The following is a 16,753-nucleotide window of genomic DNA, read 5'->3' as shown; positions in this document are numbered from 1 at the left end:
TCACCTATTTCATTGAAATTACCTTCGGCTCAATTTGCTCGATCCCTGGAACCTTCCACTTTAAGTCTAAAATCTCTTGAGACGGAATATATAAACGCATAATAACGTAGAAGTTTCCTTTCGGTGTGGCCAGCCAGTTCGCTTTCTTCTTTTCATCTTTTGGAACTTGGTTAGAAAAGTATAGCTCAAAACTACCATCAGAATTCTTTGTTAAATTACTACTATTGTTTAATGAGTAGCGTTTGAGATCATTTTCGATAAGCATTTTACTTACACTATCGTAAACAGTGACAGACCAAAATGCTCCAACCTTTGGCTCACGATCAAAACGAATACGATACATCTTAGAACCGCTTAGCTTATTTCCTTTAGAGTCTACTTCGGCCAAAGGGTATAGAGCTTCCTTGGCCCCTTGCCCGCCTAGGTACGGATGAGAGACCATTGATCTTAAAGCATAGTCATCACCAAAATTATCTAGATCAAAGACATAGCTCCATCCATTAATGAATTTTGTATTTGCTGGATTTCTTATTTGCGCAGCAACCACTTGGGGCCCATCATTTAAAGCTTGTATTAGAACATCTTGTACTTGCTGAGAGAGCATCTCTTTTTTAAATCCTTCTTTAGTTAGACCAATTTTCTTAAATTGCCCAAATAATGCCTTCTCCTTTTCACTAACAGGATTAGTTTTTAAATACTCTCCTAATTCTTCAAAAAAACGTAAAGGGTCACTATCACTTCCAACACGTTTTGACAGAGGATAAATGCGGACACGATTTTTCTTACCAAGATATTCATCTAATTCTGTTAGTTTGTATTGGTCTTGGATTTTGTGTACATCATTTAATTCTTTTTCCATATCATCTGACTTCAGTATCTGGGTTCTTCCCCATAACCAAACCTTAGAAGTTGGAGATTCAATAATTGTTAGACCTTCCACTCCTTTTTGCTTCTGGTACATTTCTTTAGAGTTTGGTGGGACGATTAAATACTTTTGAGCACTCGTACCTGTCTGCCTAGTTCCAACATATTTGATAAGGTTGTGCCACATATCGAAAACATCAATAACATAGTATCGATCTTTTACTTCAGGTGTCGATAGGACTATCGCTGATTGATTAAGGTCCAAAATTGCGCTGGAATAAAGAGTGTCTTGATTGGCCGTTGGCATATCAGTATCAGTAGGGCCAGGTAAGCGTCTTGAGTGACCAAATTCATTTAAGGGTGCGCGATAACTTGTCTCAGATTGTTTTTGGACGACATCAGTATATGTACGAGCAATATTCTCCATTCTTACAAGAGTTGATCCCCAGAGGTAAGCATTTAGTCCTAAGGAATAAGCCTCTTTTAATAACGGATCATCTTTAACTGGAACTGATGCAATCGAGCGCTCTGCTTCTGTTGATTGCCCATAATAAATCTTATCAAGTTCTGATCGCGTTAAATGTGTTTGAGAACTCTCAGGTGTATTAGATTGAATAAGATAGGTAACGGTGAAAATCCATGTAATGGCAAGAGTCACCCCTAAGCTAGGAAGAAGATACTTCTTATAACTTGATTTGCTCATAGCTATTTCCTTGTTTTATTGTGTGCTTAGTCACAATATAGCGCAAGGAAAATAGCAATGGACTTAAGAATCGTGAATTAAAGTTAAATATTTAAAGAGTCAAATGTCTGCCGTATCCAGCACCTGGATACTCTCTCTTATTAGCTCCCGGCTGTGCATATCCGTTGATGAGAACTCTTCTTGGTGAATCTGTTTTATTAAGAGATGACGAGTGAAAAGTATACGGGCCAAAGAAGGCAACATCTCCAGCTTTAAGCTGTAAGTCGATAGACGGAAGCTTATCTAGCAATTCGTCGATAATACTTGGATCTTCTTTGTAATTAAGATGACCTTGTAAGTGTGACTTAGGAATAAACTTAAGTGGTCCATTTAAAGAATTCATATCATCAATGGCCATTACAGTTTGTACATAACTTCCTCGCCCATCAACATCTTCCCAGAGTTCAGTGCCGTAGCGACGGTGTTCACTATCTTGATGCCACTTAAACTCTACAATTTGTCCTGGTAACTTGAAGTGGGCCTGATTAATGAGTTGAACCATTTCATTTGATTCTAGAATCTTACTAACAATATTTAAAATTCTTTTATCAGCACCAATATCAAGTAAGTGCTCATCATATCCACCACACCAGACAATGCGATTAAGAGCGCTCTTATCAAAAACAAATTGAGCAAGCTTTAGCATTTGCGTCTCATTGATCGTTTGTGACGCCTCATAAAGGTTATCAAATGAGCGTTTGATGCGTTTTATTTCTTTATAGTCAAAAAGGCCTTCAACAATGCAAAAACCATTTTCATAAAAATCATTAACTAATTTATCAAAATCTAATTCCATATAATTACTATAGCACGATATTAAGCATTCTTCTTAATGGTTCTGCTGCTCCCCAAAGAAGTTGATCACCACTTGTAAAAATATTCAAGTAATCATCACCCATTTTCATCTTACGTACACGTCCTACTGTTGTTTTAAGAGTTCCTGAAACATAGCGTGGATTTAGTTTTTCACGTGTTGCTTCAGGTGTATTTTCAACAAACTCAGTGTATTCAGAAAAGTTTTTAATCATCTCTTCAATCGTTTTAAGATCAACAGACTTATTTAATTTTACAGTTAATGCTTGAGAGTGTGAGCGAAGAGCTCCAACTCTTACACACGTTCCATCAATTGGTATAGGGTTTTGTGTACGACCTAAAATTTTATTTGTTTCACTAAATGCTTTCCATTCTTCACGTGTTTGGCCATCTTCAACAGCGCTATCAATCCAAGGGATTAGATTTAGCGCTAATGGAACACCAAAGCAGTCACTATCAAGCTCATTACTTTTCAAAAGATTTGAGATATCTTGATCAAGTTGTAGAATCGGTCCATCCATCAATGGCGTTGCCATATTTCCGATAACTCCCATCTGTGTTAAAAGTTCTTTCATATGACGAGCACCACCACCAGAAGCCGCTTGATAAGACATTGTACTCATCCACTCAACAAGACCTTCTTGAAAAAGGCTACCAATTCCCATAAGCATTAGACTTACTGTACAGTTACCACCTACGAAATTTTTAATCCCATCATTCAGGGCCTTATCAATAATGTCGCGATTTACTGGATCAAGAATAATTAAAGAATCATCATCCATTCTCTTTGCTGAAGCAGCATCAATCCAAAATCCTGGCCAATTAACTTTTTCAAGCTCTGGGCGCACTTGCTTTGTGTAGTCTCCACCTTGGCAAGAAATGATGATATCCATATCTGCAAGTTCTGAAATATTATTTGCATCTTTTAAAGTATGAGTCGCATTGTAAATAAGTGGACCACTTTGTCCTGCTTGAGAAGTTGAAAAGAAGTAGGGATCGATCTTAGCAAAGTCACCTTCGCTTTCCATTCTCTCTAAAAGAACAGATCCTACCATTCCACGCCAACCAATAATTCCAACTTTTTTCATTTTGATCTCCACAGGCAAAGGCCTTTTCATATAATTACGCCTAAAATTATAAAAGTATAGACATCAATGTGTCTATCCACTACAATAAATTTCAATTGAAGAGGCGCAGTGTTCAGAGCGTGTTGATAAGGATGCACAACTATATTAGTCCGTTATCAGTCAACACAATGGGTTCATTGCCGAAATAAGATCAGAGTGTGCAACTTATCTTATTGGTTACTAAGGGAGAAGCCTTAGGACTGTCATATAGTAAATTTTAATTAACGAAATTAGGATTTAGTTATGTGGAGAGCTTCAAATGCAAATGTTAGCTTAATCTTTTGGCTAGATGTTTTTTTGCATTTCTTTATTCTCCTACATACAATTAACTTAATTTTAAAACTTTAAACGTTTTTACTTTGGAGACTTATGTCAACTCAAACAAATGAAGTTATTGTAGCGAAATTTGGTGGCTCGTCGATGGCAAATCTCGAGGCCATGACTCGTAGTGCTCAAATTAGTGTTAATAAAGGCGCTAATATGGTCGTTGTCTCAGCTGTCTATGGTGTCACAAACCTACTTGTCGAAATTTCTAAAAAGGCACCTGCTGGTGACGAAGAACGAGTTAATGAGCTTATTCATGAAATCGAAGACAAGCACCGCCAAATCCTTCAAGAAATGCAGGCTTCTGAAAGTTTAAAAGATGATGTAACAGTACTTCTATCTGAAGTAACGATGATTGCCAAAGGAATGCTACTGCTAAGAGAGTGTTCGGATCGCGCCTATGATTCACTTGTAAGCCTTGGTGAGCGACTTTCTTCCCTTGTCTTCAGTGAAGTTCTAGCACGCATCAATGAACAGTTAGCATCAAATAAGAAAGTTGAATTATTCGATATCAGACAAGTTCTTGTAACGGATGATAATTTTACAAAGGCAGCTCCGGATATTGAAGCGACAAAAGCTCGTGCTGACCAGTTTCTTGTGAATGCAAAATATGGCGATATTGTCTATGTATCGCAAGGATTCATTGGTGCAACGAGTGATGGGCTTACGACAACTTTAGGTCGTGGTGGTTCTGATTATTCAGCGGCCCTTGTTGCTGAGGCCATGGGTGCTGACACATTACAGATCTGGACAGATGTTGCTGGTATTGCCACAACAGATCCAAGAATAGTGAAAGAAGCAAAGCTTCTTAATGAAATAACGTTTTCTGAAGCGGCCGAGTTGGCAACTTTTGGTGCAAAAATACTTCATCCAACGACCTTAACTCCGGCATTACGTGCTGGGATTAAGGTCTTTGTTGGATCAAGCTATGAGCCAAATGAGCCTGGAACGTGGATTAAGAATGATACTGAGTCAGCGCCACTAATTCGTGCGATGGCGCTAAGACGTGAACAAAGCCTTGTCACATTATCAACACCTAAAATGCTTCAAGCACACGGATTTCTATTTGAAATTTTTAAGATCTTTAATGAATTTAAAGTCAGTATTGATTCCATTACGACATCAGAGATTTCAGTCGCACTGACTTTAGATGATAGTGCTTTATTAAATAAGAAGATTATTGATCGTTTATCTGAGCTTTGTAGCGTAAAAGTGGAAAAGGACTTAACATTAGTAAGTCTAATTGGAAATGAAATCAATCACACACCAAATTTAGCAGCACGAATTTTTAATGCTGTTGAAGGAATTAATGTTCGTATGATTTGCTTGGGTGCAAGTAAGCATAATTTTTGTTTCTTAGTAGGTAAGAATGATGCTGATCAAACGATTCAAAGATTACATAAGGAATTCATTTAATGAAAATTGCACTTTTAGGAAAAGGAAAAACTGGCTCAAAAGTAATTGAGCTTTGTGAATCACCAGAATATTCACATATTCAATTAGAAGTTTTTGATTCAAAAAATCCTTTAAAAAAAGATGATCTTAATAGATTTGATATAGTCCTCTCTTTTTTGAATGGTGATGTATTTTTAGAGCACTATTTCGAATTATTAAGCGAGTCAGGAATCTGCGTAGTAACTGGTTCTACTGGTTTCACTTGGACTGCGCAATTAATTAGTCAAATTAAGTCACCATGGATTAAAGCAACTAACTTTAGTCTTGGGATGAATCTAGCAAAAGAAATGATCCGTATTGCGGCCAAGGCCCAAGCACTCTTTCCTGCCAGTGATCTAAAATATGAAATCCATGAAGTTCATCATACAAAAAAATTGGACGCTCCAAGTGGCACTGCCCTTTCATGGCAAGAATGGTTAGAAAAAGACTCAACTATTACAAGTGAGCGCATTGGAGATGTTATTGGAATTCATGAATTAAAGATTGATACTCCGAATGAATATATTACAATTAAACACGAAGCTAAGGATCGAAAAATTTTTGCAGCAGGTGCTCTTTGGGCCTGTGAACGCGTAAGTAATCTTGCGCCTGGTTTACACGACTTTAGCGATATTGCATTACAAGTAATTAGAAATAGCTAAGAAAGAAACTAATTTAAGGAGCTATATAAATGGCAAATCACGACTATATAAATTCAACGCCCCTTTGGACGGCAGTAATCACTCCCCTTAACGCTGATTTAACGATTGATCTGGACTCACTTGAGTCTATTTTAAGAGAACAAGAAAAAGCAGGAAATGGGATTCTAATCTTAGGCTCTACAGGTGAGGCCTTAAATCTAAATCTTGAAGAAAGAAAAAATATTCTAAACTTCGTTATTGATCTTGGTTTAAAAGTTCCATTAATGTGTGGGGTTGGCGGTATCAACTTAACTGAAACATGTGAATGGGTATCATACCTTGATGGCCTAGCAATCGATGCTTATTTGATGGTTACTCCTTTATATGCAAAGCCAGGAGCCGAAGGACAGTATGAATGGTTTAAGGCCCTAATGGATGTTTCAAACAAACCTGTAATGCTTTACAATGTTCCTTCTCGTGCTGGAATTGAGCTCTCATTTGAGGCCGTAAAACGCCTTAATAAGCATAAGCAATTTTGGGCAATTAAAGAAGCAAGTGGAAGCCCTGAGAAATTTGCAAAATATGTCGAAGCAGCTGGTGAGTTAGGTCGAGTCTATAGTGGTGATGATGGAATGCTTCCAGAATTTGCACCTCTAGGTGCCAAAGGTCTCGTTTCAGTCGCTTCAAATCCATGGCCGGCCCAAACTCATGCATACACGGTTGCTTGCTTAGGTGGCGAATTAAGTGAAGAAGAAACTAAAATGTGGGTCGAATCGAGCAACGCAATGTTTGTTGCTTCAAATCCAGTTCCTGCAAAATGGCTTATGAAAGAGAATGGGCAAATTAAAGATGCAAGTCTTCGACCGCCACTTTCAATCAAAGATATGAAATTAGAAGCTAATGTTTTAAATGCAAATAAGAAAATTAATGAATGGAGAAAAGCATAATGACAATGACTGTAGATGAAATCCTTTTAGGACTTGAGAGTGGAACTTTAAGATCAGCTTCTAAAGTTGATGGTAAGTGGGTTGCGAACACTGAAGTAAAACAAATGATCCTTGAGGTTTTTAAAGCTGGAAAAAATGTTGAACAATCTGAATTTGGCTGGCCAGGCTTTGTCGACAAACACAATATTCCAGCACAAAAATTTAGTGTAGACCGTGGTGTTCGTATGGTTCCAGGTGGATCAAGTGTACGTCGTGGAGCGTATGTTTCTAGTGGTGTTATTATCATGCCTCCTGCATATATAAATATCGGAGCTTATGTTGATGAAGGAACAATGGTCGATTCTCACGCTCTTGTCGGCTCATGTGCACAGATTGGTAAAAATGTTCACCTAAGTGCAGGAGTACAAATTGGTGGCGTTCTTGAGCCAATTGGCCTTGCTCCTGTAATCATTGAAGATGATGCTTTTATCGGTGCCGGTGCAGTTATCGTTGAAGGAATTCAAGTTTTAAAACGCGCTGTTATTGCTCCAGGGGTTATCTTATCAAAAGGTGTTCCGGTATATGATTGTGTTAATGAAAGAAGACTTGAACCAGGTGAGCCAATTCCAGAAGGCGCAATTGTCGTTCCAGGAACAAGACCTGTTAACGAGAAGCTTTCATGGGCAAGAGATATGGGCCTTTCAATGAACTGTGCCATGATTGTTAAATACCGTGATGAAAAATCAGATGCCTCACTTGAGCTAGAAGCATTTTTAAGATAAGGCAAATTTTTAATGGAAAAAGTTTTAACGAAGTTAACAAAGAGATTAGATTCATCATTTTATTTCTATGATTTAGATGCCCTTGAAGAGCATCTGCGCTATATCACAGACAATAAGGATGAAAGTATAAAGCTTTACTATGCTTGTAAGGCCAATCCCCTGTCTTCGATTTTAAAACTTATCAGAAACCTTGGAATCGGCGTCGATGTTGCTTCCAAGGGAGAGCTTACCCAAGTTGTGGCCAGTGGTGTGAAGTCTTGTGACATTATCTCTACTGGCCCAAGTAAGTCTCGTGGCTATATTAGAACTCTACTCGAGCATGAAATTAACTGTGTCGTTGTTGAAAGTATCTATCAACTAAAGTGGTTAAATGAACAAGCTAAGGAGCTAGGGATTAAGGCCCGTGCCCTTTTAAGGGTACAACTTGAATGGGATACTCAAGAAAAGTCTGTTCTTGGTGGAGATGAAATTACGGCCTTTGGACTTGATGAGGACACGTGGTCATCAATCGATTTAAATGAATACGAAAATATAGAGGCCATTGGCTTTCATGTTTTTCAATGGGGAAATATTCTTGATCCCAAAAGACTTGAAGAGGTTTGGGATAAAACCTGTGAGCGCATCAATACTCTTGCTAGCAAGATGAATATCACACCAGAGGTCATTGATCTTGGTGGTGGCCTTGGTATTCCATATCAAAATCAAGACGCGCGAATAGATTTTAAAGATATTAATGCTGCCCTTATGCGCTTGAAAGCGAAGCATAATCTTAAGAAAATTTGGATGGAACTAGGACGCTTTGCCGTTGGTGAATGCGGGTTATATTTAAGCCAAGTCATTGATCGAAAAAATGTACGTGGCCAAGAGATTCTTGTACTTGACGGCGGAATCAATCATATCGCACGACCGGCCCTTACGGATCAGGCCTTTCCTTGCCGTGTTTTAAATGAAGATAAAAAGGCCAAAGAAACTAAGGAATTTCACGTTCACGGTCCTTTGTGCACATCTCTGGACAAGCTTGGGGTCTTTGAATTACCACAAGATTGTGACTACGGAGATTGGCTAGTTTTCACTCAATGTGGCGCTTATGGCTTTACTGAGAGTATGCCATTTTTTCTTTGTCACAATCTACCGGCGGAAGTTGTTTCATACAAAGGAGACGTTATGATTCCCAGAACAATTAAAACAAGTGCCGATTGGGTTGAATAATCTACCAAATTATAAAGTATTTAAAATTGGAATATTTTCCAGTTGAATATTAGGCGGGGCCATTTGTCTAAGCTGCGCAGGAGTAAGTCTTGGAACTCCTCTACCTGGGCCATTAGAGCTTTCAGAAGCACAACTTTCGCCATCACACTCATTTACGACATACTCTGCCTTACCTTCATTTAACCCTGTAATAAATAGTTTTGGATCACTGAAGTTTTCAGTTGTAACTAATTTAAAGTCACCTTCTGTGGCCTTACACTCAACAGAGACAATATAGGCATAGTCATAAGACGATAACTCATATTCTTTACCATTCTCTAGTGAAGAATTAAGTGTGCTAACTTTCTCTTTGCGATTACCATCTTCATCTTCTTCAAAATATGTCTTTTTAAGCTTACAAGCACTAACCTTTGTCGCTTCAAAAGTTACAGAAATAGCAGGTTTCGAACCATTGAAATCAATATTAATATCTGCATCTGTACTTGCCGGTGCTGCTGGAGGTTCAGGTTGAGCTTCATCAGTAGGCTCTGTTGCTGCTGGTGGATCTGGCTCATTAATATCTAGCTCGTGCTGAGTATCCTCACCGCCACCTAAATATTCCTCAACTACTGTAGCAATAGTCGCTTCAATCGCACTTGAGCCTTGAGCAGCATGAACACCGGCCAGTCTAACACCTGGGTTTGCAAGTAATCCAGGTCTCACTGATCCATTAGAACCAGAAGTTAATCTAGGTGCATTTACCTGATTCGTAATATCTGTAAACTCACCTTCAATTGTAATTCCATCATTAACAGCTGTCTTAGTGTCACTAGCTGTCTTTGCATCACTTGCTTTTTTATTAGCGGCCTTAATTAACTCTATCTTATCATCTGTTCTGGCAATTGTATGGGCCAATTGTCTGGCCTTATCAACAATACGTTGTCCTGTTTCCTTTATAAGGCTTCCCGGACTTGTTGGAACAGGAAGACTAGCTTGAGTCGGAGCAGGAAGTCCGAGGGCCTTCTCACCAGCAATTGCTCCTTGCGGAGTCCCATGTGGAGCGCGAGCTGGTCTCGTAATAAGAGCATTTGAGGTAGTTGATGCTATTTGCGGCGTCGTAGGCTTACCTGAGCTTACCGCCTGTCTTAGGACTTCACGACGAGCAGTTGAAGCAGCACTTGGGCCACTAATTAACTTATCAATGATAGATGGATCTCTTGATGTAACAAGGTCAAGAATCCCCTGTGCTCTTTGCTCACCACCTTTAGCAACATCTTTACGATAGGCCAAAGCAAGTAAGTCCATATCACTTAGGCGCTCGCCTCGAGTAATTTTACTTTCAATATTTTGGTAAGTCGTGGCCTTTTGAAGGTCACTTAAACCAGAAAAATCATAGATTCTATCCTTAACATCATCAAGACTACGAACAGCTCCATTCATTTGCGGAAGCTGAGTTTCTTTAAAAACAAAGTGTCTCTCTGCTCTCATTGCCTGGCCTTGAGCAGTCTTAGCATCAGAAAGAATTTTAATATTATCAATATCAATACCAAACTTAAGGACAACACCCTTATCAGTTACTGTTCCTAGTCCTGAATCAATGATGGCCTGATAATTATCAGAACCTTTATTGATAATTAGACCACTTCCATCCTCAAGTAGTTTTCCTTCTTTTAATGTTTCCATACGCTTTCCTAAACGCGTATAGAAAACAACATTTGGGTTAGCGGCTTCATCAAATCCATTAATATAGCTTCTCACCTCTGGAATAACCTTATCAGATAAGAATCTTGCATTAGTTAATTTACCACCAGATTGGTTTTCAAGTCTTCTTAGCATCGCTGGAACTTGTGACTGATCATCAACAACAGCAACGGCCTTACTCGTCGTCGTTGGTGCCGGAAGTCCAAGAACCTTAGGTGGAGGTAGTGCTATAACAGATTGAGACTTTGGTGCGTTCAGCAATGTTTTAGTATTTAAGATTCCAATTGGTGCAGGAGATACATTTGTCGCTGTTGTCGCGACCTGTGTACCTTTAGCTGTTTTAGCGACAGCTGCACCAGTCGTAGAACCTGCACTTCGGCCAGCTCTTGTTGCACTCAGGGCATCAGCACCATATCTTGCTACAGCTACACCATCGGTTGCAACACTAACAAGTGATAAACCAACGGCAATCTGACCACTAAGTTTTTGAGACTCAGCAGCTGCAATGGCCTCAATATTTTCTTCAGTTGAAGAAAGGCCAAGAGAGTGTTTTGTATCAGTTGTATCAAGCTGTTTATTAGCATCATTAATTTCTCTTACACCTACGGCCGCCTCACCAACAATTAGTGCAGAACTCGCTGAAGCAAGTGCAATCCCCACTGGGCTTCCGATTCCTGTCATGACAAGGGCGCCAGATAGTGCCATCCCTGCCCCGGCCATTGTGATATTTGCTAGCTTCCAAGTTTCATCATTGGCATAAATATCGCGCATCTGACTGCATAGGAATGATGCTTGCATATCTTGGAGGCCTGGAATTGCACGATTGTTCTTGAATGCTTGCGCAACAAGATATGGCCTATACTTTAGTAGATCCTTTAAATCGTCATCCATATCGTTAATATCTTTTGACGAAGATGGAATCTTGTCTTCAAGATCTTCTAAGTCTTCAAGCATATTTTCACTTACAGTCTTATCTAGATCTGCAAAATCACTTGTAGAAATTGCACTTGCTGGCTTACTTGTCCCAAATAAAGAAGTTTTCTCCGCACAGTCCTTTGCAAAGTCATTTGATGGTGCATGAAATTTCGAACGAAATTCATTTGTTGCGTAATACTTTCTAAAATCAGGATTTTCATTAGAAAAACTCATTAAATTAGAAACATAATTATTCTGTTGCGTCGCGATAAAGTCTTTATACGCTCGAGAACTTCTTACAGTTGTACAATATGGTGTATCACCCATGTAGTAGTTTCCTACCTGAGATGAAGTTACACATGGAAATTTTGTCTTAATTTTATCACATTGATTATTGATTCCATCAAGTAGATCATTAACTTTTGATCTTAACTCTCCCTTATTAGTCTTTTTGATTTTTCCATCAGCGATGGCCTTTTTAAATTCATCTTTTGCACTATTTAGAATACCTAAAAAAGGCTCCTGTGCGAAACTTGGAGATTCCTTTAAAATTTTATCAATTGCACGATCAAGATTATTCTCACTAGCACCATCAGACTTAAGTTTATGAAGAATATAATTCTTCATTGAAAGTTCACTTCCAATTTTTAAACTATCATCTAGAAGAGATTTAATAGAAGAGTGTCTCTTAATTCGTCCAAAATCCTCAGAAAGAGTATTTAATTCAGAACTACTCACACTTTGTACTACTTGGTCATTACTACAAGCAACTTGAACAAGAGTATCACCAATATTTCTTGAACTCATAAAGAAAGTTCCAAGAGTATTATCTTCAGCTTGTGCACGGTAATCTTTTTCACAACGTGAAAGGATACCGACGCCTTTAGAAAGCCCTAGGCCAACACCCTTTTCAATACCTTCTTGATTCTCTTTTGCCTTAGCAACACTTTCTTTAATCTTAGCAATTCTATCTTTTTGTTCTAAACAAGAAGCATCGGCCATATTATCACGACAAAACTCTTCAACTTGTGAAGCAAGATCATCAAAGGCCTGCATCTTCTTTTCATCGTCTAATAATTCTTTCACAATTTGAGGAGTGGTATATTCGCTTGCAGAATTCTTACATGCGCTTGTACCAAAGTTAGAGCTACTACTTCCCTTTTGACGAGCATTAACACAAGCGCCACGCCCATCTTGACCTGGGCCAAATAGTAGAGGATTACATCTAAGCTTTAAAATTTTATTACCAAAGAAACTGGTCTCACATGAGATACTTTTTGGGATCTGACACTTACCATTTACTAGTGTAGACTTGTGTCCCGCAAGGAAGCACTCACTTGAAGCGGCGTATGCTTCTTCAATTAAGAATTGGAATGTATAACGATTTTTATACTTTCTTGCATTTTCAATTTTTTCATGAAAATCAACAATTGAATTATGATAGTACTGAAGCGTGATAAAGTTCTTATACTCTGGTTTAGTTAAATCAAGCGTATAAATACGTTGACCTACCTTAGCACTTGCAGTTGTTGATAGAACTACTGCTAGAACTAGAAAAGCTGAATATAAAAGTCGACTTATTTTTATCATCGCTACCTTATCGTCTGGCCATCAGAAATTACTTAATTATTATTTAAATTTTGATTAATTCAAACAACTTACGGGTTTTCATGTATAATTAGATGGTTATCTGTCAAATTTCGAAAATTTAGTGACTTATAAATGAGGCACTAGGGAGTTGAGTATGTCTAATTGGAAACTAGAAAAAAGCACAATTGCAATTGATGAAACAAACCACGCCCAGTACCAAATTCATATCTACGATTTAATACCTGATAAAATTGATGAGAATGTGCCAACAATCTATATCCAAGCAAATGTTCATGGAGCTGAGCTACAAGGGAATATGGCAATATTCAAACTCTTAAACCTTTTAGAAGACGAAGAGATACATGCAAGAATTAGGATGATTCCTAATGCAAACCCATATGCGACATCAGTAAAGATGGGAACATATACTTATGGACGCTTTAACCCGATTACAGGAGATAATTGGAATCGAATGTATCTAAACCTCTTTGCTCAAAAAGAGGGACAAGGATTCATAAGTGAAGAAGAAATTAAGGCCTGTGAAAATAAGCAGGCTTATAAGGAACTTCTTAAAAATAAATTTTCTGAATATAGAAGTTACCACAAGGCCTATGGTATCGATGAAAATAAGCAGCTCTTTATTACTCTTCAAGAATTAGCAAGTGATGCGGATATAGTCCTCGATCTTCACACAGCAGGTGTAGGTTGTCGCTATATCTACGGGCCAGATTATCTTAAAGAGAAAATGGCCGACTTTAATTTCCCTTTCCATCTCGTTATACCTCCTGAGTTTGGAGGAGCAATGGATGAGGCGTGCTTTTTTCCATGGGTAAAGTTTCATGAGGTTCATCAAAGTCAAAATGCTTTTGAATCCTACACACTAGAGTTAGGCAGTGAGGAAGTTATAGATTCTAAGGCCGGCCAAATAGATGCGATCAATATTTACAATTACCTTGTAAAGAGAGGTGTTATTGCTTCTGACCAAATCAACACAAAAGAGAATACACAATACTTCTGCGAATTAAAGAATTACAAGGGCTTCTTTTCACCAAGTGCAGGCTTTATTGAGTATCACAAAGCTCCTGGAGAAAAGTTTAAGAAGGGTGAAAAGATCATGAGTGTCTATCACTTTGATAAACTTGAAAGCTTAGAAGAGGTTATCTCCCCTATCATTGCACCATGTGATGGTATTGTCATTAATCATGCCCCAAGTTCAAATGTGAAAAGGGGCATGAGTATATTAGAAGCTTTTACGAATTTTACGTTAAAGGAATCTTAAAGGCCTGTCTGTAGTGCGCGAATACGCTTATCAAGGCTTGGGTGAGAGCTAAAAAGCTCAGCAAAAGATGGCCCACTCGAAATCTTAAAAGCTGTAAGATTTGGATCTGAGTTATCAACCATTTTTGTACTCTGCTGAAGTTTTTGAAGAGCTGCAACCATTTTCTCACGGCCAGCTAATTTCGCGCTTCCTGCATCTGCTCTATATTCACGAAAGCGTGAAAACCACATTGTAATAGGCATTGCAAGTAGGCCAAAAATAATATCGAGAACAAAGACAAGCGCCATATGGGCAAAAGGCCCAAGTCCTGGTCCCTCTTCGTCATCAGAGCGAAGTGCATTTGAGATAACCATGGCCCCAATTCGCGATAAGATCATGACAAAAGCGTTTACCACACCTTGAACAAGTGCCATTGTCACCATATCACCATTTGCAATGTGAGCGACTTCGTGGCCAATTACACCTTCTGCCTCATCACGGCTCATTGTATGAAGCAGACCTGCAGAAACCGCAACCATTGAATTATTACGGCTTGGCCCTGTAGCAAAAGCATTTACTTCATTTGAGTTATAAATATAAACTTCAGGGTTCTTAATTCCACTAGCGCGCGCATATTGATGAACTGCTTGAGCAACCCATCCATAATTAGGATCATTTGGAGAGATCTCAGTCATGCGATAGGCCATTTTTGCCATGAATTTAGAAAGGGCCAAAGATATAAAAGACCCACCAAGTCCCCAAACAGCACAGATGATGATCAGGGAATTATAATTCATCCCCGCTTCAGTCATATAGCCGCGGATACCAAGTAAATTAAGAACGATACCGATTGTGGCAACGACCAGTATGTTTGTAAGTAAAAATAAACCAATTCTTAGCATTTTAGATTAACTCCTAAAAAATAATATTCTCAATATGATAGAGATTAATCGTAAATTTGGTCAATAAGACGAATTATTGTTTACAAAAAATTAACAATTCAAAGTAATAAACCAGAAAGGCCTAAAGAAATATAATAAATAACCGACTATTTAATAAGGAACTGTTAACGATTTTCATTTAAAAAGAGCAAAATGATCAACAATAAACACATTACAAGAAAAGAAATTTTATGGAATGCGATCATTTTTGCAGCAGTTATCTTTACGGCCATCGAAGCGCCGTTTTCATTTATCTTTCAAACTAAAATTCAACAGTGGCAACTCTTTTGTGACTTTGCAGTATCCTCACTATTTGTTTGTGACTTGATTATTAGAATTCGTAAGAAGAGATCGCAGAATATGAGTTTTACGTCTAAGGCCCATAAGAATAAGTGGTATGCACTAATAGGGATCGATTTAATCGCCTCTATACCCTATGATATTTTAAGTTACGCATTTGGTTTTCATGCCTTTACTTATTTTAGGCTCTTTCGCCTAGTGCGAATTGCACGTCTCTTTGAGATGGTTTCAAATCTGGCCTTTGTTCCTAAGATGATTAAATTTACAGCTGTACTTACACTCTTTATGGTTGCTGTACACTGGATTAGTCTGTGCTGGATTATGATCACTCCTATTGACCAGTCTCTTGTACAAGATCGTGCAACTCACTATATCACTGCCATGTATTGGACAGTAACGACACTGACAACGATTGGGTATGGAGATATTACGCCAACAACTAATGAAGGACGTCTCTTTACCATGGTTATTATGATCTTAGGCGTTGGTGTCTACGGTTTTGTTATTGGTACAGTCAACAAGATGGTCCAAGATGGTGAGCGCTATAAGCAGCAAAACCGTGAAAAAATGCATGATCTAGTTAGTTTTATGAAGCATTACAACGTTCCTGAACGTCTTCAGCAAAATGTTTATAGTTACTACAATCACCTTGTCACAAAAAGATTAACTGAAAATGATAATAAGATTATTAATGAACTGCCTCAAGCACTTCAAGGAGAGCTTACAGTTTATATGAATATAAAACTTATTCGTAATCTACCTATCTTTAAAACACTAAGTTCAAGTTGCTTAAAAGAAGTGGCCGCGGCCCTTGAGCAAAAATACTATGGCCCAGGCCAAACAATAATCAATATTGGTGAAACTGGACACGAAATGTACCTTATTGGTCACGGAAGTGTTGAGGTTATCCTGAGTGATGGAAATGTTGTTGCAACTCTTCACGAAGGCCAGTTCTTTGGAGAGAGTGCTCTTTTACACGACACCAAGCGAAACGCTAATGTTCGCGCCATTGGTTATTGTGAGCTTTATAGGCTTGATAAAGATCAATTTGATGAAATCACAACTCGTCATAATGACCTACTCGTTAGTATCACAAGTTTAACAACTCGCCGTTCCACAGATCGTTCAGAGCGTCACAGCCCAAGCGTGAAACGTGTTCAGCAAAAGCTTAAGGATCAGGAAAAAAACGAACCAGAAGCAGCTTAAA

At 38.4% G+C, this 16,753-nt stretch carries 12 protein-coding genes and 1 riboswitch; of the genes, 7 read left to right on the top strand and 5 right to left on the bottom strand.

The genetic code is table 11. The features are described from left to right. Nucleotides 1-4: 4 nt before the first annotated feature. From C0Z22_RS04880 to asd, 3 genes are all read right to left on the bottom strand, one after another. Nucleotides 5-1,567 carry a DUF1254 domain-containing protein gene (locus tag C0Z22_RS04880; protein ID WP_103217219.1) on the bottom strand — a complete coding sequence of 521 codons (1,563 nt, stop codon included), beginning with the start codon at nucleotides 1,565-1,567 and terminating at the stop codon, nucleotides 5-7. A gap of 91 nt (nucleotides 1,568-1,658) precedes the next feature. Then, nucleotides 1,659-2,402, bottom strand: a complete 744-nt coding sequence (locus C0Z22_RS04875; RefSeq protein ID WP_103217218.1) for a phytanoyl-CoA dioxygenase family protein — start codon at nucleotides 2,400-2,402, stop codon at nucleotides 1,659-1,661. Nucleotides 2,403-2,409: 7 nt separating this feature from the next. Next, nucleotides 2,410-3,507 carry an aspartate-semialdehyde dehydrogenase gene (gene asd, locus C0Z22_RS04870; RefSeq protein WP_103217217.1) on the bottom strand — a complete coding sequence of 366 codons (1,098 nt, stop codon included), beginning with the start codon at nucleotides 3,505-3,507 and terminating at the stop codon, nucleotides 2,410-2,412. 90 nt (nucleotides 3,508-3,597) lie between these two features. After that, nucleotides 3,598-3,810, top strand: a riboswitch (Lysine riboswitch). Between the two features lie 105 nt (nucleotides 3,811-3,915). Between asd and lysC the strand changes: the two genes are divergently transcribed. The 5 genes from lysC to C0Z22_RS04845 are packed head-to-tail and all read left to right on the top strand — an operon-like array spanning nucleotide 3,916 to nucleotide 8,862. Further along, nucleotides 3,916-5,286 (top strand): lysine-sensitive aspartokinase 3, encoded by a 1,371-nt coding sequence (gene lysC, locus C0Z22_RS04865; RefSeq protein ID WP_103217216.1) that lies wholly within the window; start codon nucleotides 3,916-3,918, stop codon nucleotides 5,284-5,286. After that, entirely contained in the window at nucleotides 5,286-5,966 is a 681-nt protein-coding gene (locus C0Z22_RS04860; RefSeq protein ID WP_103217215.1) for a 4-hydroxy-tetrahydrodipicolinate reductase, read from the top strand. Before lysC ends, C0Z22_RS04860 begins: the two co-directional genes overlap by 1 nt. Before the next feature lie 29 nt (nucleotides 5,967-5,995). Further along, on the top strand, nucleotides 5,996-6,892 hold the full coding sequence (dapA, locus tag C0Z22_RS04855; RefSeq protein ID WP_103217214.1) for a 4-hydroxy-tetrahydrodipicolinate synthase: 897 nt from the start codon (nucleotides 5,996-5,998) through the stop codon (nucleotides 6,890-6,892). 5 nt (nucleotides 6,893-6,897) lie between these two features. Next, nucleotides 6,898-7,653 (top strand): 2,3,4,5-tetrahydropyridine-2,6-dicarboxylate N-succinyltransferase, encoded by a 756-nt coding sequence (locus C0Z22_RS04850; RefSeq protein ID WP_103217568.1) that lies wholly within the window; start codon nucleotides 6,898-6,900, stop codon nucleotides 7,651-7,653. 12 nt (nucleotides 7,654-7,665) lie between these two features. Further along, nucleotides 7,666-8,862 (top strand): PLP-dependent decarboxylase, encoded by a 1,197-nt coding sequence (locus tag C0Z22_RS04845; RefSeq protein ID WP_103217213.1) that lies wholly within the window; start codon nucleotides 7,666-7,668, stop codon nucleotides 8,860-8,862. Between the two features lie 9 nt (nucleotides 8,863-8,871). Here the strand turns inward: C0Z22_RS04845 and C0Z22_RS04840 are convergent, their stop codons facing one another. Beyond that, nucleotides 8,872-13,047 (bottom strand): hypothetical protein, encoded by a 4,176-nt coding sequence (locus C0Z22_RS04840; RefSeq protein WP_103217212.1) that lies wholly within the window; start codon nucleotides 13,045-13,047, stop codon nucleotides 8,872-8,874. 154 nt (nucleotides 13,048-13,201) lie between these two features. Here C0Z22_RS04840 and C0Z22_RS04835 point away from each other — a divergent pair, with 154 nt between their 5' ends. Then, entirely contained in the window at nucleotides 13,202-14,326 is a 1,125-nt protein-coding gene (locus tag C0Z22_RS04835) for a succinylglutamate desuccinylase/aspartoacylase family protein (protein WP_103217211.1), read from the top strand. Here C0Z22_RS04835 and htpX read toward each other — a convergent pair. Further along, a complete protein-coding gene (htpX, locus tag C0Z22_RS04830; protein WP_103217210.1) occupies nucleotides 14,323-15,207 on the bottom strand; it encodes a protease HtpX in 885 nt (294 codons plus the stop codon). The two genes, C0Z22_RS04835 and htpX, sit on opposite strands and share 4 nt — an antisense overlap. 192 nt (nucleotides 15,208-15,399) lie before the next feature. Here htpX and C0Z22_RS04825 point away from each other — a divergent pair, with 192 nt between their 5' ends. After that, entirely contained in the window at nucleotides 15,400-16,752 is a 1,353-nt protein-coding gene (locus tag C0Z22_RS04825; RefSeq protein ID WP_103217209.1) for a cyclic nucleotide-gated ion channel, read from the top strand. The last annotated feature ends 1 nt before the right edge of the window (nucleotide 16,753 follow it).

This window comes from Halobacteriovorax sp. DA5 (genome assembly GCF_002903145.1).
Taxonomy (GTDB): Bacteria; Bdellovibrionota; Bacteriovoracia; order Bacteriovoracales; family Bacteriovoracaceae; genus Halobacteriovorax_A.
Note: the sequence above shows the minus strand (reverse complement) of the source record. Positions and strands in the feature narration are given on the sequence as shown.

What these genes read in the sequence shown, in the direction of transcription:
- asd (WP_103217217.1), bottom strand. Translation starts at nt 3,507, where the DNA reads ATGAAAAAAGTTGGAATTATTGGTTGGCGTGGAATGGTAGGATCTGTT.
- C0Z22_RS04880 (WP_103217219.1), bottom strand. Translation starts at nt 1,567, where the DNA reads ATGAGCAAATCAAGTTATAAGAAGTATCTTCTTCCTAGCTTAGGGGTG.
- C0Z22_RS04825 (WP_103217209.1), top strand. Translation starts at nt 15,400, where the DNA reads ATGATCAACAATAAACACATTACAAGAAAAGAAATTTTATGGAATGCG.
- C0Z22_RS04835 (WP_103217211.1), top strand. Translation starts at nt 13,202, where the DNA reads ATGTCTAATTGGAAACTAGAAAAAAGCACAATTGCAATTGATGAAACA.
- C0Z22_RS04845 (WP_103217213.1), top strand. Translation starts at nt 7,666, where the DNA reads ATGGAAAAAGTTTTAACGAAGTTAACAAAGAGATTAGATTCATCATTT.
- C0Z22_RS04875 (WP_103217218.1), bottom strand. Translation starts at nt 2,402, where the DNA reads ATGGAATTAGATTTTGATAAATTAGTTAATGATTTTTATGAAAATGGT.
- C0Z22_RS04860 (WP_103217215.1), top strand. Translation starts at nt 5,286, where the DNA reads ATGAAAATTGCACTTTTAGGAAAAGGAAAAACTGGCTCAAAAGTAATT.
- dapA (WP_103217214.1), top strand. Translation starts at nt 5,996, where the DNA reads ATGGCAAATCACGACTATATAAATTCAACGCCCCTTTGGACGGCAGTA.
- C0Z22_RS04850 (WP_103217568.1), top strand. Translation starts at nt 6,898, where the DNA reads ATGACTGTAGATGAAATCCTTTTAGGACTTGAGAGTGGAACTTTAAGA.
- C0Z22_RS04840 (WP_103217212.1), bottom strand. Translation starts at nt 13,047, where the DNA reads ATGATAAAAATAAGTCGACTTTTATATTCAGCTTTTCTAGTTCTAGCA.
- lysC (WP_103217216.1), top strand. Translation starts at nt 3,916, where the DNA reads ATGTCAACTCAAACAAATGAAGTTATTGTAGCGAAATTTGGTGGCTCG.
- htpX (WP_103217210.1), bottom strand. Translation starts at nt 15,207, where the DNA reads ATGCTAAGAATTGGTTTATTTTTACTTACAAACATACTGGTCGTTGCC.